At 64.2% G+C, this 13,600-nt stretch carries 12 protein-coding genes; 7 read left to right on the top strand and 5 right to left on the bottom strand.

Annotated features, from left to right (window positions below; all coding sequences use genetic code 11):
* The first annotated feature begins 126 nt into the window (after positions 1-126).
* The gene (locus U4Y90_RS16810; RefSeq protein ID WP_321796109.1) at positions 127-450 is read left to right on the top strand and encodes a hypothetical protein; all 324 of its coding nucleotides are present in this window, start codon (positions 127-129) and stop codon (positions 448-450) included.
* A 171-nt stretch (positions 451-621) separates the two neighbouring features.
* On the opposite strand, the gene U4Y90_RS16805 is transcribed toward U4Y90_RS16810, so the two are convergent.
* From U4Y90_RS16805 to U4Y90_RS16795, 3 genes are all read right to left on the bottom strand, one after another.
* Positions 622-2,964 (bottom strand): c-type cytochrome, encoded by a 2,343-nt coding sequence (locus tag U4Y90_RS16805; protein ID WP_321796107.1) that lies wholly within the window; start codon positions 2,962-2,964, stop codon positions 622-624.
* On the bottom strand, positions 2,954-3,457 hold the full coding sequence (locus U4Y90_RS16800) for a (2Fe-2S)-binding protein (protein WP_321796106.1): 504 nt from the start codon (positions 3,455-3,457) through the stop codon (positions 2,954-2,956). The genes U4Y90_RS16805 and U4Y90_RS16800 overlap by 11 nt, the downstream gene beginning before the upstream one ends.
* 100 nt (positions 3,458-3,557) lie before the next feature.
* A complete protein-coding gene (locus tag U4Y90_RS16795; RefSeq protein WP_321796105.1) occupies positions 3,558-4,715 on the bottom strand; it encodes an FAD-dependent monooxygenase in 1,158 nt (385 codons plus the stop codon).
* Between the two features lie 272 nt (positions 4,716-4,987).
* Between U4Y90_RS16795 and U4Y90_RS16790 the strand changes: the two genes are divergently transcribed.
* The 5 genes from U4Y90_RS16790 to U4Y90_RS16770 all read left to right on the top strand — a co-directional run bounded on the left by U4Y90_RS16790 (position 4,988) and on the right by U4Y90_RS16770 (position 10,711).
* Positions 4,988-5,740, top strand: a complete 753-nt coding sequence (locus U4Y90_RS16790) for an Asp/Glu racemase (RefSeq protein ID WP_321796103.1) — start codon at positions 4,988-4,990, stop codon at positions 5,738-5,740.
* 30 nt (positions 5,741-5,770) lie between these two features.
* Positions 5,771-6,622, top strand: coding sequence for an alpha/beta hydrolase (locus tag U4Y90_RS16785; protein WP_321796102.1), 852 nt, complete (start codon positions 5,771-5,773; stop codon positions 6,620-6,622).
* A 28-nt stretch (positions 6,623-6,650) separates the two neighbouring features.
* Complete coding sequence (locus tag U4Y90_RS16780; protein ID WP_321796100.1) at positions 6,651-7,694, top strand: 2,5-dihydroxypyridine 5,6-dioxygenase; 1,044 nt, start codon at positions 6,651-6,653, stop codon at positions 7,692-7,694.
* 10 nt (positions 7,695-7,704) lie between these two features.
* Entirely contained in the window at positions 7,705-8,358 is a 654-nt protein-coding gene (locus U4Y90_RS16775; protein WP_321796099.1) for an isochorismatase family protein, read from the top strand.
* 73 nt (positions 8,359-8,431) lie between these two features.
* The gene (locus U4Y90_RS16770) at positions 8,432-10,711 is read left to right on the top strand and encodes a xanthine dehydrogenase family protein molybdopterin-binding subunit (protein ID WP_321796153.1); all 2,280 of its coding nucleotides are present in this window, start codon (positions 8,432-8,434) and stop codon (positions 10,709-10,711) included.
* Between the two features lie 17 nt (positions 10,712-10,728).
* On the opposite strand, the gene U4Y90_RS16765 is transcribed toward U4Y90_RS16770, so the two are convergent.
* A complete protein-coding gene (locus tag U4Y90_RS16765; protein WP_321796097.1) occupies positions 10,729-11,172 on the bottom strand; it encodes a MarR family winged helix-turn-helix transcriptional regulator in 444 nt (147 codons plus the stop codon).
* Positions 11,173-11,632: 460 nt separating this feature from the next.
* Between U4Y90_RS16765 and U4Y90_RS16760 the strand changes: the two genes are divergently transcribed.
* Positions 11,633-12,937: an MFS transporter gene (locus U4Y90_RS16760; protein ID WP_321796095.1), complete on the top strand. Its 1,305-nt coding sequence runs from the start codon at positions 11,633-11,635 to the stop codon at positions 12,935-12,937.
* A 153-nt stretch (positions 12,938-13,090) separates the two neighbouring features.
* On the opposite strand, the gene U4Y90_RS16755 is transcribed toward U4Y90_RS16760, so the two are convergent.
* On the bottom strand, positions 13,091-13,582 hold the full coding sequence (locus U4Y90_RS16755) for an Lrp/AsnC family transcriptional regulator (protein ID WP_321796094.1): 492 nt from the start codon (positions 13,580-13,582) through the stop codon (positions 13,091-13,093).
* Between the last annotated feature and the right edge of the window lie 18 nt (positions 13,583-13,600).

Raw genomic sequence — 13,600 nt, 5'->3', positions numbered from 1 at the left:
GAAAGCTCCGGGCAATGCCTCATTTGTGCTGGCACCCCATGCAGCGGGGCTCACAAGCGGTCTAGACCGGACTATACTTGTAAACAAAAAGTTTCCAAGCTTTTTCTTATTGCGGAAGTGGCGCCAATGGATGGTCAGCGGCCTCAAGTGCTTTATGGCGGCGGCGCTGCGGGATGCGACAGGATTTACCCTGAATTGCGCTGCACACACCTGTGCGGCCTGGCGTCCCGCAGTGGTGTTGCGCTTGGTCTGCGGCTTCAGGTGGATGCCGGCGCGGTGATCGTCGTCGAGCCGCTTGAATCCCGATTGAGCGAAGGTACCGGATGCGTCGCGGCCACCTTCAGCCAGCGTGAATCGGTACTGCCGGGGGCGCTTGCCGTGCAGAAGAAAAGTCCCCGCTGCGAGTCTCCGCAGGCGGGTGCATCGAAGGTCCTGGACAGCGCCTCTTGATAAGTAGCACGTGCATCATTTCAGCCATGACCAACGGTCGGCCTTGAACCGATTCAATGGTGCGGCCACAAATACGGCCATAGTCGAACCGAAGCACTCGATATTCGGCGAAGTTTCCGCGCAACGGAACCCACACCTTTAATCCTGGATCTTGGCGGATCAGATTTTCCTCTAGTGCGCTGCTTGCCTGACTTGCGCGGACACATGTTCGAGGTCGGTCCACGCTGGCTGGTCGGGCGCATATCGCGCCCGAATGTAGGCCGCGAGTTCGGCCATCTGCTTGTCGTCATAGACATCACCGAAGCCGGGCATATGTCCCAGCTCGGCCGTGGCCGGACTGTCGATGCCGTTGTGGAGAACATGCAGCAAGTTGTCCGGCCGGTTCTGCGCCACGCTCGTATTGAGGCCCATCAGCGGCCTCACGCCCAGATGCCCGACGCCGCCCGATGCCGCGTGGCAAACTGCGCATGCTGTCTCGAAGGTCTGTCGCCCGCGCTCCAGGCCCATGACGCTGACCACATCGGCGCCATTCGACTGCTTTTGCGCCGCGCTGGCGGCAGCCGCGTCGTCGACCCGCGGCGACAAAGATGTGATGTAGTGAGCAATCGCTTTTACATCGGACTCCGGAAGTTCGGACAGCCCGGTCACAACCGGACCCATCGGACCCGCCGCCACGCCATGCTCTTTCGAAAACCCCGTGCGAAGGTAGTCGAAGAGCGCCTTCTCGGTCCACGGAACGGGTCCGCGATTCCCGACCAAAGCCGGCGCATCCCATCCTTCCGCCTCGCCGCCGGCCAGATACGACAGACCGCCCTTCTCCGCGCCCAGCCGGTTGCGCGGCGTGTGACACGCGCCGCAATGCGCCGCGCCATCGACGAGATATTTGCCGCGATTCCACATCGCCGATTTCGATGCATCGGGCTTGAACTCGCTGTCGTCATGAAAGAGCCAGTTCCATCCGGCGACCGTTGGGCGCAGGTTCATCGGAAACGGCAGGCTCGTCTTCGGCGGAGCGTGCTTCACCGGTGGCTGCGACATCAGATACGCGTAGAGCGCCAGCATGTCCGGCTCGCTCATCCTGGCGAAAGCCGTGTAGGGAAAAGCGGGATAAAGATGCGTGCCATCCCGCGCGATGCCCCGGCGCATGGCGCGCTCGAACGCTGCATACGACCAGAGGCCGATGCCTGTCTCGGCGTCCGGCGTGATATTGGTCGAGTAGATGGTGCCGAACGGCGTTTCGAGCGCGAAACCGCCGGCATTCTTCTGTCCGCCCGGCGCCGTATGACAGACCGCGCAGTCGCCGGCCAAGGCGATCAGCCGGCCTCGTTCGAGCGTCGCCGCACTCCATGTCGACTCGCCGACGCTGCCCGGCGCGATAGGCGCAATCTCCCGCGGCCCCGGAATGATCGCGCACGCAAGACCGACGAGCCCGCCGATGAATCCGGCCATGCCGCCTCCGGCGAGCAGTCTTTTGATGCGGCCCGGACGCGGCGCGGCCACGCCGTGATGAATGGGCTGCGGCGGCTGCGTGTCAGCCAGTTTCGCCTGAAGGTGCTGCGAGTCGAACGGCGGCTGCCTGAGACGCATGCCGGTGGCATCGAAGATCGCGTTCGCGATGGCGGCGACCGCCGGCGCCGAGGCCCGCTGCTCGACCGGTGTCGGCATCGCATCCGGCGTGCCTTGCGTGCTCAGGGACGCCGGGCCGACAGCCGCCGCGATATCGAACGACATCGATGCGGACGCTGCGGCTTCATCGTACGTGGCTCGCGCGGTCGACGCGTGACCGAGCGCCAGCGACACCGCGCTCTCTACTAGCGTATGTGGCACGCCGTGCAAAACCGGCGGGCCGGCGGAGCCTTCGCCGTATCCGGCGACGACGCGGCGCACCGCAACATCCCCGGTCTGCCGATGCACATCGATATCCACGACCCACGCGGACCAGCTCGGCTCGCCTTCCCGCTGTCCGTCCATCGCGAAACCACGGCCGCTGAGCCATTGCGAATCTGCGTGGGGACGCTCCTTGCGTCCCCACGCCGCGCGTTCCGTGACCATCCGGACGACGTCCCGCGCGCCCGCATCTTCGTCGGCGTCGAGATGACACAGACGCAATTCGACGGGATCGACTGCAAGCTCGCTCGCTGTCTCGTCCATGAAGGACTCGCGCGCGAACACGTGCGCATGCTCCGGAACGGCGGGCGCCGGGCCGTCGAACGTCAGCGAGGCATGCGCGTGGCGGTACAGCATGCCTTGCGGAGAGGCGGGCTGCCAGTCCGGCGGGAGCAGCCCCTTTCCCGATGCGCCCGCTGACTCGTCCAGCGACACGCGGTATCGATAGCTTCGCAGCATGCCCGACGATGTCGCATCGCCGCTCACTTCCAGCGAAGCGAGACCGGCCTCCTGGCCGGCCGGCCAGCGATAGGTGTGCGCCCGGTGCGTCGTCGGCTCCGGGCCGGCCGTCCCGGCGTGCGCAGGCGCATCCGCGATACTCACGCTATCGCTCGTTTTACTGTTCATCTTGCTGCTGAAGGTAGCGAGCGGCCCGGCGCACCGCGTTCATGATTTCGATGTGCGTTCCGCATCGGCACAGGTTGTAGCGCAACGCGTCGCGGATTTCGTCGTCGCCGGGAACGGGATTGCGCTCGAGCAGCACCCTGGTGCTCATGATCATGCCGTTGAGACAGTAGCCGCACTGAGCCGCCTGTTCCTCGATGAACGCGCGTTGAATGAAGTGCGGATTCTCCGGCGTCCCGAGTCCTTCGAGCGTCACGATATCGCGGCCGGTCGCGGCGACGGCGGGCACGACGCAGGCGCGCGTCGCGTGGCCATCGACGATAACGGTGCACGCACCGCACTGCCCGAGCCCGCAGCCGAACTTCGGTCCGTTCAACTCGAAATCGTTGCGCAGGACCGTGAGCAACGGAGCATCCGACGCCACGAACTCGACGGTGCGCGTGTGCCCGTTCACGCGAAGCGTGACGGGACCATCGACCGGGCGTGGATGAGACATGACATGAACCTCGAAAAGAAAACGGCGAACGCCAGCAGCGCACGCCGGAAACGTTCGATGCTAGCCTGCCTCGCCCCCAAAGGCGAGGCAGTCAAAAACCTCACGCTTCGGCGGGCGCCGTGTCCTTCTGCGGCGAGACGAGCGGAATCTCGTACACGTCGTAGCCGAAGCACCAGGCCGGATCCTCGTTGGTGCGCAGCCAGGTGTTGTTATGCGATACGAGCTGGACTTTCGAGGCGCGGGTGGACCGGTTGGCTTCGTATAGCGCGAACGCATTCGTGTAGTCGGACACGCCGACTTCATCGAGACAGCGCGTCAGCATCGCCGCATCTTCGATCGCCATCGCGGCGCCCTGCGCCATGTGCGGCTTCATCGGATGGCAGGCGTCGCCAAGCAGCACCATGCGGCCACGGCTCCAGAGCGGCAGCGGATCGCGTTCGAGCAGCGGCCACTTGGAGATGGACGGCGAGACATCGATCAGATGCTGGATGTCGGGATGCCAGCCCGCGAACGCTTCCTTCATCTCTTCGCGGCTGCTCTCCATGAACGGCACGCCCGCCGGCCATTCCTTCTGCGGCACGCCCGTCACGTAGTAATACTCGTCGTGCTTCTCGGTGACGTAGTAGACCATCATGTGACGGTCGCCCGACCACCACTTCACGCACGCGTCATACGGCTTGTTATTCAGCAACGACGCCGGAAACACCGCGCGATGCGCGACCCAGCCGGTGTACTTGGGCGGCTCCGCGCCCAGCAGATGATCGCGAATCTTCGAATTGACGCCATCCGCGCCGATCACGATGTCGGCCGTCTCCACGGAGCCATCGGCGAAGGTCATGCGCACTTCATTGCCGGTATCTTCGACCGAGCTCAGCTTCTTGCCGAAACGCACGACGCCCGGGCTGCTCGCCTGCGTCAGCAGCGCGTGAAAGTCGCCGCGATGCACAGTCAGATAGCTCGCGCCGTAGTTCTTCACGGCAAAGTCGCCCAGCGGAATCTGCGACATGATTTCCGCCGTCTTGCCATCCCGGCTGTACCAGTAGTCGGGGTGCGATCCCATCTTGTTGAGCGCGTCTTCACATCCGATGCGGCGCATCACCTTCATCATGTTCGGCCCGACGTGGATGCCCGCGCCCAGTCGCGAGAAGGCGTGCGCCTGTTCGTACAGAACTACGTCGTAGCCGCTGCGCTCCAGCAATGCGGCAGCGGTCGCGCCGCCAAGTCCAGCGCCGATGACGGCAATGCGGGCTTTGCTCATGGAAATCTCCTGATCGAGGTGCGCCCGCGGTGTCGTGCGATGACATCCAGCGAGCGGAGTGACTGTGTGATTTACAGCGTACACACTCAATATCGCGAAGACAAGCAAAAATATCGAGGGCATCATGAACCGCCCTTTCTAACGTCAATATCTGCTCGAAATTAGGGGAAAACACCAACTCGATCGACGCGCGAAAAGTTTTAATCGGCTTGTCGCTTTATAACGTACACGCTAGACTTTAACGCAATCCCCTTCACCGGCCAGGAGTATCCATGTTCAAGACCTACCGCATCGGCCAGATCGTGCCGAGTTCCAACACGACGATGGAGACCGAGATTCCCGCGATGCTGCGCCTGCGCGAAACCATCCGGCCCGAGCGCTTCACCTTTCATTCGAGCCGCATGCGCATGAAAAAGGTCGTCAAGGAAGAACTGGCCGCGATGGACGCCGAATCGGACCGCTGCGCGATCGAGCTGTCGGATGCGCGTGTCGACGTGCTGGGTTACGCCTGCCTCGTCGCGATCATGGCGATGGGCCGCGGCTATCACCGCGTGTCGCAGGAGCGCCTGACGAAGCACACGACCGCGAACGGCGCTCAAGCGCCCGTGCTCACCAGCGCGGGCGCACTCGTCGATGCATTGAAAGTGATCGGCGCGAAGCGGATCGTGGTCGTCGCCCCGTATATGAAGCCGCTGACGGAACTCGTCGTGGATTACATCGGCAGCGAAGGCTACGAAGTCATCGACTGGCGGGCGCTCGAGATTCCCGACAACCTCGAAGTCGGGCGTCATGACCCGTCGCGGCTGCCGGACATCGTCTCGAAGATGAAGTATCAGGACGCCGATGCCATCGTGCTCTCGGCGTGCGTTCAGATGCCATCCCTGCCCGCGGTGGCCAAGGTCGAAGCGATGACCGGCAAGCCCGTCATCACGGCCGCCATCGCCACCACCTACGCGATGCTGCGCCATCTCGACCTGGAACCCATCGTTCCCGGCGCCGGCGCGCTGCTGTCCGGCGCGTATTGAGCCGCCCGGCAACCTTTGCGGAGCCTCATCATGTCATCCACGTTTCTTCATGGCGGCAATGTATTCGCCAACGGCATTCGCCAGCATTACCTGCGCTATGGACCCGGCGCAGGCAGCGCGGGCGAGCATTCGACGCGGCCGGCCATCATCCTGATTCCGGGCATCACCAGTCCGGCGATCACCTGGGGCTTCGTCGGCGAAGTCCTGGGAAGCCGTTTCGACACCTATATTCTGGATGTGCGCGGGCGCGGTCTGTCGTCGGCGTCGGACACGCTCGACTACAGTCTCGACGCGCAAGCCGGCGACGTCGTCGCGTTCGTCGAGGCACTGGGCCTCGACGCCTTCAGTCTCCTCGGCCACTCGATGGGCGCACGCATCGCCGCGCGCGCGGCAGGGCGCATCGGGCGCGGGCTCAGGAGCGTCGTGCTGATCGACCCGCCCGCGTCCGGTCCGGGGCGCCGTCCTTATCCTTCGCAGTTGCCGTGGTACGTCGACTCGATGGCGCTCGCACGCAAGGGCATGGACGCCCAGGCCATGAGCCAGTTCTGTCCGACGTGGACGCTCGAGCAGCGCCAGTTGCGCGCGGAATGGCTGCATACGTGCGACGAACGTGCCGTGCTTGCATCGTTCAAGGGCTTTCATGAAGACGACTTCTTCGCCGATGCGGCGCGCCTGAACGTGCCGTCGCTTCTCATCACCGCCGAGCGCGGCGACGTGGTCCGGCCGGAAGACGTCGACGAATTGCAGAGCGCCACGCCTTCGATGCTGCACACGCGCGTGCCGGATGCGGGCCACATGATCCCGTGGGACAACGAAGCCGGCTTTTATGCGGCGCTGGGCGATTTCCTCGGCGCGCCCGTGTTCCCGAGCAAGCCTGCGTGAGCGCACTGCACATTCTTTGGAGATGACGATGGCTATCAGCGACTATCAACTCATCGAAGCGTGGAAGGAAGTGCTCACGCTCTCGAAGCTCGAACGCGGGCAGACCGTCACCATTCTGACGAGCGCCGGCACCCATCCTCAGACCTTGTCGTGCGCGCTCATCGCGACGCAGTCGATGGGCGCGATCGTGAACCGGCTTGACCTGCCGCCCATCAACGGCGAGAAGGGCTTCAGCCGCGATTCGCTCGCGTATCTCGGCACGACGCCGCTCACCGGCAATCAGGCGGCGATCGCCGCGCTCAAGAACAGCGATCTCGTGCTGGACCTGATGACCTTGTTGTTTTCGCCGGAGCAGCACGAAATCCTCCAGTCGGGCACGAAGATCCTGCTGGCGGTGGAGCCGCCCGAAGTGCTCGTGCGCCTCGTTCCGACGCTCGCGGACCGCACCCGCGTGCTCGCCGCGACCGCGCGCATCGAGGCGGCGCGTCAGATGCACGTGCATTCCGACGCGGGCACCGACTTCACCTGTCCGATGGGCGATTTTCCCGCTATCGCCGAGTACGGTTTCGTCGATGAACCCGGCCGCTGGGACCACTGGCCGAGCGGCTTCGCGCTGACGTTTCCGAACGACAAGACCGCGCACGGCAAGATCGTCATCGACCGGGGCGATATTCTGCTGCCGCAAAAGCACTACGTCAGCGAGCCGATCACGCTCACGGTGGAAGGCGGCTATGCGGTGCGGATCGAAGGCGGCACGGATGCGGCCCTGCTGCGCGACTACATGGAAACGTTCGGCGATCCCGAGGGCTACGCGATCTCTCACATCGGTTGGGGACTGCAACCGCGTGCACGCTGGTCGACGCTCGGTCTCTACGATCGCGAAGCCACCATCGGCATGGACGCGCGCGCGTTCGAGGGCAACTTCCTGTTCTCGCTCGGACCGAACAACGAAGGCGGCGGCGATCGCACGACGACCTGCCATATCGACATCCCGCTGCGCCATTGCACCGTCTCTCTCGACGACGAGATCGTCGTCCGGAATGGCCGCGTGCTGGGCGCCAACAACGCATAAGAGGCACGACATGAACGATCTCCCCACGCATGCGGAAGCGCATGTCTATCGGCAACAGGGCTTCGGCACGCCGATGGCGCCCCAGGGCCGGGTCGCCCTGCTGATCGTGGACCTCGTGGTTGGCTTCGCCGACCCCGCGGTCTTCGGCGGCGGCAATATCCCGCAGGCGATCGAGCGCACGAAGCACGCGCTCGCGGCCGCGCGCGAGAACGGATGGCCCGTCGCGCACAGCCGCATCGTCTACGCGGCCGACGGCAGCGACGATAACGTCTTCTCGCTGAAAGTCCCCGGCATGGCGACGCTCACCGAGGACAACCCCGACAGCGCCATCGTCGCGGAACTGACGCCGGCAAAGGGCGAACTGGTGGTTCGCAAGACGGTTCCGTCGGCATTCTTCGGCACGCAACTGACGCCGTGGCTCGCGCAGCAAGGCATCCGGACGCTGCTGGTGGCGGGCGCCGTGACGAGCGGATGCGTGCGCGCGAGCGTCGTCGATGCCATGTCGTTCGGCTTCCGTCCGTTCGTGCTGTCGGACTGCGTCGGCGATCGCGCGCTGGCGCCGCACGAAGCGAGTCTCTTCGACATGGCGCAGAAATACGCGACCGTGCTGCCGCTCTCCGACGCGCTCGCGGCAATCTCGGCAGCCGAAGCCGAAGCGCGGTAGTGTAGGAAGTGGCCGTGGACCGCTTCGGCCGTTCACGCGTCGACAGATGCCCGAGTGAATGACGAGGAAGAACGTGAATCGCGCCGATCTGCTTGCCCGAAACGGCCGCCTGGCCATCGTTCGCCAGCCGGTCAGGCCGGCCGCCCCCGCGCGGGGCCAGCCGGGAAGCCATTCGACCTTCGTGCCGGATGTGCCCGAGGTATTCGTGGCCGTTCTCGACGACGAAAGCATCCTCGCGTTCAACGGTCATGTGGATCTGGGCACGGGCATTCGCACGTCGCTGGCGCAGATCGTGGCGGAAGAGCTCGACGTTCCCGCCGAACGCGTGCGCATGATCCTCGGCTCGACCGCCGCGACGCCGAATCAGGGGCCGACCATTGCCAGCGCCACGATCCAGATATCGGCGGTGCCGCTTCGATGCGCGGCGGCACAGGCCCGGCTCGCCCTCCTCGCCCTTGCCGCGCAGCGCATGGATGTGCCCATCGAGCGCCTGACGACGGCGAACGGACGTGTGTTCCTCGCCGACGCCGATGCCGCCAACGGCTGCTCCTTCGGCGAGCTGGTGAAAGACCGGCAGATCACGACAGAACTGGACCCGCAGGTCAAGACGAAAGACCCGGCCGACTATCGACTCATCGGCCGTTCGTCGAGACGTGTGGATGTGCCTGCCAAGGCCACCGGCCAACTGACCTTCGTGCACGACGTACGCGTTCCCGGCATGCTGCATGGCCGCGTGGTGCGCCCGCCTTACAGCGGCATCGACTCGGGTCCGTTCGTCGGCCGGTCCCTGATTTCGGTCGATGAATCTTCCGTCGCCGATATCCCCGGACTCCGCGCGGTGGTCGTCGTCGGCGATTTCGTGGGCGTCGTGGTCGAGCGCGAGGAGTTCGCGGCGCGCGCCGCGCGCAGACTCAAGGTGCAATGGCGCGAAACGCCGCCCCTGACGTCGATGGACGATATCGGGCAAGCCATCTCGAATGCGCCGGCGACGCGCCGCCTTCTGCTCGAAGAAGGCGATGTCGAACGCGTGCGCGACGCGACGGGCGCCACGACCCTTTCGCGCACTTACGTGTGGCCTTATCAGATGCACGGGTCCATCGGGCCATCGTGCGCGGTCGCGGATTACCGCGAGCCCGGCGACGGACGCATCACGGTCTGGTCCGGCACGCAGAATCCGGTTTCGTTGCGGCATGACCTCGCGAAGCTCGTCGGACGCAGCGAGGCCGACTTCGACATCGAACGCATGGAAGCGGCCGGATGCTATGGCCGCAACTGCGCGGACGATGTCTGCGGCGATGCGCTGCTGCTCTCACGCGCAAGCGGACATCCGGTCCGGGTCCAGTTGACGCGCCAGGACGAGCACCTTTGGGAACCGAAGGGTACCGGCCAGGTGATGAAGGTCACGGGTACGGTCACGGATGGCGGCGAACTCGTCGGTTACGACTTCTCGACGCGCTATCCGTCGAACGATGCACCGCTGCTCGCCCTGCTGCTGAGCGGCGTTCAGCCGGCCGTTTCCGGCGTGTTCGAAATGGGCGACCGCACGGCCGTGTCGCCCTACGAGTCGCCCAACCGGCGCTTCGTCTGCGAGGATATGGCGTCGATCGTGCGCGCGTCATGGCTGCGCGGCGTTTCGGCGCTGCCCAATTCCTTCGCCCACGATTCTTTCGCCGATGAGTGCGCGGCGCTGACGGGCACCGACCCGCTCGAGTATCGCATCCGGCATTTGAAGGACGATCGGGCGATCGACTTGCTGCGCGCCGTCGCTCGACGCGCCGGCTGGCAGGCTCGGCCAAAGCGTATCGAAAAGCACGGCCGCCTCGTGCGCGGACGGGGCATCGCCTACGCGCGCTATGTGCATAGCCGCTTCCCCGGCTTCGGCGCGGCGTGGGCGGCGTGGATCGTCGACCTCGTGGTCGACAGGTTGAGCGGCGAGATCACGGTCGAGCGCGTCGTCATCGGACAGGATACGGGCACGATGATCAACCCCGATGGCGTGCGTCACCAGATTCACGGCAACGTGATCCAGGTGCTGAGCCGTTCGTTGAAAGAGCGCGTGCGTTTCAGCGAAGGCAAGACCGCCGCGCGCGACTGGTCGAGTTATCCGATACTGACCTTCGCCGAGGTGCCCGTGATCGACGTGGTGCTCATGCCCCGGCAAGGCGAACCGCCGATGGGTGCGGGCGAATCCGCGTCGGTGCCCGGCCCCGCCGCGCTGGCCAACGCCATTTTCGATGCAACCGGCGTGCGATTCTTCGCCCCGCCCTTTACGCCGGACGCCATCCGCGCCGGTCTCGACGAGGCCGGACGGCGCCATGCGTCGAACGAGGACGTTCGCACTGCTTCCTCGTAGCGAGCAGGCGGCGGCGATCAGCCTTCGTCGAGCTCGAGCATCTTGCGCAGCAAGTATTTCAGCGCCACCCGCTCGCCCGGATTGAGCTTGCCGTAGGTGCGCTCCGTGACCTGCGTGGCGAATGGCACGGTCGCGTCGATCAGCTCTTCTCCCTGACGCGTGGCGTTCACCACCAGCTTGCGGCCATCCGTCGGGTCCGGCACGACTTTCACGAGCGCGCGCGCCTTGAGGCGATCGACGACGCCACGGATCGTCGCCTGGTCGATCGCCGTCGTCTTGACGATGTCGTTGAGCGAGCATCCCCGGCTCTCCTTGACCGCGGACAACGCCACGAACTGCGCGGCCGTCAACTGCGAATCGGGAATCGCCTCCTGAAAGATCGCGACGTGGCGCTGATAGGCACGACGCAACAGGTGACCGATCTGGTCATGAAAGTCGTAATCGTCGTTTGAAGGCGACATATCCGGAGAGGCGGTTTCAAAAGAGTGAGGTGCGCGGCGACGCGCTTGCAGGGTTTCCATTTTAACGGACCGACTCCGAAGCAAGATTCGATGATCGACGGCGGACGACGAAACGGCCACCGGGATGTTTCGCGCCACCTCTGCGACGCCTGCACGAAGATGGTGCCGGCGATTGTCGTCTTGGGTGCATATTTAAGCGCATACGCTTAATATCCGTGCGCAGACCGGTTTCTTCCATGGGGTCTTACCCGCGTCATGACGATGTCCGTTGTTGCGCAAAATATTGCGCAATTAAGCAGAAAACCGTAATTTCCCAGCGTTCGCCCCACCTCCCGGACCACAAACGCTTCTAAGGGTAATTTCTAGCGTGTACGCTTGTATTTTGACATGCTATACATGATCTTGCGGACGCAAAACACATGTTTTCGTCAAGGAATCTTCACCTAACCAGGGTCGCCCCATGTCAACTGTTCAATCTGGCGTAAGCGTCGCCTCGAGAGACACGCATCAAGAGCTATACCGGAAGGTCACGTTTCGCCTCATCACACTGTTCTGCCTGTGTTATTTCGCGGCGTACCTGGACCGCGTGAACATCGGTCTGGCCAAGCTTCAGATGCTCGACGCATTGAAATTCGGCGACGCCGTCTACGGACTCGGCGCGGGTCTGTTCTTCGTCGGCTACGTGCTTTTCGAAGTCCCGAGCAATCTCATCCTTCAGCGCGTGGGCGCGAAGTTCTGGATTGCGCGCATCATGATCACGTGGGGTCTGTTGTCGGGCGCGACGATGTTCGTGCATACGCCGATGCAGTTCTACATCGTGCGATTCCTGCTGGGCGTGGCCGAAGCCGGCTTCCTGCCGGGCGTGCTGCTCTACCTCACGCAGTGGTATCCGGATGCGCGGCGTGCACGGATCGTGGCGCTGTTCATGGTCGGCCTTCCGATGTCGAGCATGGTCGGCAGCCCGATCTCCGGCTGGATCATGCGCTTCTTCGATGGCACGCATGGACTCGGCGGCTGGCAATGGCTTTTTCTGCTCGAAGCACTGCCTTCCATCTTGCTGGGCTTCGCGGTGCTGCGATGGCTGCCGAACACCATCGAATCGGCGAAGTGGTTGACCGACGATGAAAAGAAGACGCTGCGCGCGGAGCTCGCCGAGGAAGGGGCGGACCACAAGAGCCACAAGCTGAGCGAAGCCTTCTCCAACCGCAAAGTGTGGTCGCTCGGGCTCATCGATTTGTGTGTGCTGCTCGGCCTTTACGCCGTCAGCTTCTGGCTACCGACCATTCTTCGCGACACGGGCGTAACGGACTCGTATCACATCGGCTGGCTGATGGTCATTCCGAACGCCGCCGCCGTCGTCGGCACGTTGCTCTGCGGTTCGAGCTCGGACCGCGCGCGCGAGCGGCGGTGGCATATCGTCGTGCCGTTCGCCGTGGCGGCCGCTGCACTGGTGATCGCCGGTGCGACGACACCGAGCACGGCGATGACCGTTCTGCTCTTCTCGCTCGTGAACGCCGGGGCCGCAGCAGCGATGCCCGTGGTATGGGCGCTTCCTTCGACGTTTCTTCGGGGAACAGCGGCGGCCGGGGGCATTGCTTTCGCGTGCTCGATCGCGAATGTGGGCGGATTCGGAAGCACTTATCTCATCGGCTATCTTCGCGACACGTTCCACACGCAAAGCGCCGGTCTCTATGCGTTTGCCGCGTTCATCCTGTTCGGTTGCGCACTGGCGCTCGCATTCCCGAAGAAGCTGGTGAATCGTTGACTCGACTGCGCTCGAAGCAGGTGGCGCGACTTGGGTCGCGCATGGTTGCGCCACGCATTCGGGCCGAGGCGGTTGCCGCCGGGAATCGGCTTCGCGCGCGGCAAGCCGACACGATCGGCGATGAGATGGATGCCCGCGCGAAGTCGACCGGTTTCATTCGCGGGTCACCGCCGTGCCGATCCAGGACGGCACGACGTCGTCGCGCTCCTTCACGACCTTCGTCACGACGTATGTGAAGTAGCGCTCGATCCCGAGACCTTCGGTGAGCAGACAATCCATGAAGCGCTGGTAATGATCGATGTCGCGGGAAACGACGTGCATGACGTAGTCCAGCCCTCCGCCTGTCGCGTCGCATTGTGTGACCTCCGGCGAGCGGCGCACGCGATCTTCGAATCGCTGCAGGTCGGCGGCGGTATGGCGCGAAAGCGTAATCTCGACGATGATCCGGCCGGTCTGAACGACGCGCGTCCAGTCCAGCGACGCACGGTACCCGCGAATGACGCCGGCGGCTTCGAGGCGCCTGACACGCTCCCATGCAGGCGATATCGAAAGATGAATCTCCGCCGCAAGACGGGACTTCGTCATTCGGCCGTCCCGGGCCAGCGCTTTCAGGATCGCGATGTCGAATCGATCCAGTTTCAGCATGACCGGCACGCATGGAAC

The organism is Caballeronia sp. J97, assembly GCF_905220305.1.
GTDB lineage: Bacteria > Pseudomonadota > Gammaproteobacteria > Burkholderiales > Burkholderiaceae > Caballeronia.
This window is presented reverse-complemented; position numbering and strand designations above follow the sequence as displayed.

What these genes read in the sequence shown, in the direction of transcription:
- U4Y90_RS16785 (WP_321796102.1), top strand. Translation starts at nt 5,771, where the DNA reads ATGTCATCCACGTTTCTTCATGGCGGCAATGTATTCGCCAACGGCATT.
- U4Y90_RS16810 (WP_321796109.1), top strand. Translation starts at nt 127, where the DNA reads ATGGATGGTCAGCGGCCTCAAGTGCTTTATGGCGGCGGCGCTGCGGGA.
- U4Y90_RS16780 (WP_321796100.1), top strand. Translation starts at nt 6,651, where the DNA reads ATGGCTATCAGCGACTATCAACTCATCGAAGCGTGGAAGGAAGTGCTC.
- U4Y90_RS16775 (WP_321796099.1), top strand. Translation starts at nt 7,705, where the DNA reads ATGAACGATCTCCCCACGCATGCGGAAGCGCATGTCTATCGGCAACAG.
- U4Y90_RS16800 (WP_321796106.1), bottom strand. Translation starts at nt 3,457, where the DNA reads ATGTCTCATCCACGCCCGGTCGATGGTCCCGTCACGCTTCGCGTGAAC.
- U4Y90_RS16790 (WP_321796103.1), top strand. Translation starts at nt 4,988, where the DNA reads ATGTTCAAGACCTACCGCATCGGCCAGATCGTGCCGAGTTCCAACACG.
- U4Y90_RS16755 (WP_321796094.1), bottom strand. Translation starts at nt 13,582, where the DNA reads ATGCTGAAACTGGATCGATTCGACATCGCGATCCTGAAAGCGCTGGCC.
- U4Y90_RS16760 (WP_321796095.1), top strand. Translation starts at nt 11,633, where the DNA reads ATGTCAACTGTTCAATCTGGCGTAAGCGTCGCCTCGAGAGACACGCAT.
- U4Y90_RS16795 (WP_321796105.1), bottom strand. Translation starts at nt 4,715, where the DNA reads ATGAGCAAAGCCCGCATTGCCGTCATCGGCGCTGGACTTGGCGGCGCG.
- U4Y90_RS16765 (WP_321796097.1), bottom strand. Translation starts at nt 11,172, where the DNA reads ATGTCGCCTTCAAACGACGATTACGACTTTCATGACCAGATCGGTCAC.
- U4Y90_RS16805 (WP_321796107.1), bottom strand. Translation starts at nt 2,964, where the DNA reads ATGAACAGTAAAACGAGCGATAGCGTGAGTATCGCGGATGCGCCTGCG.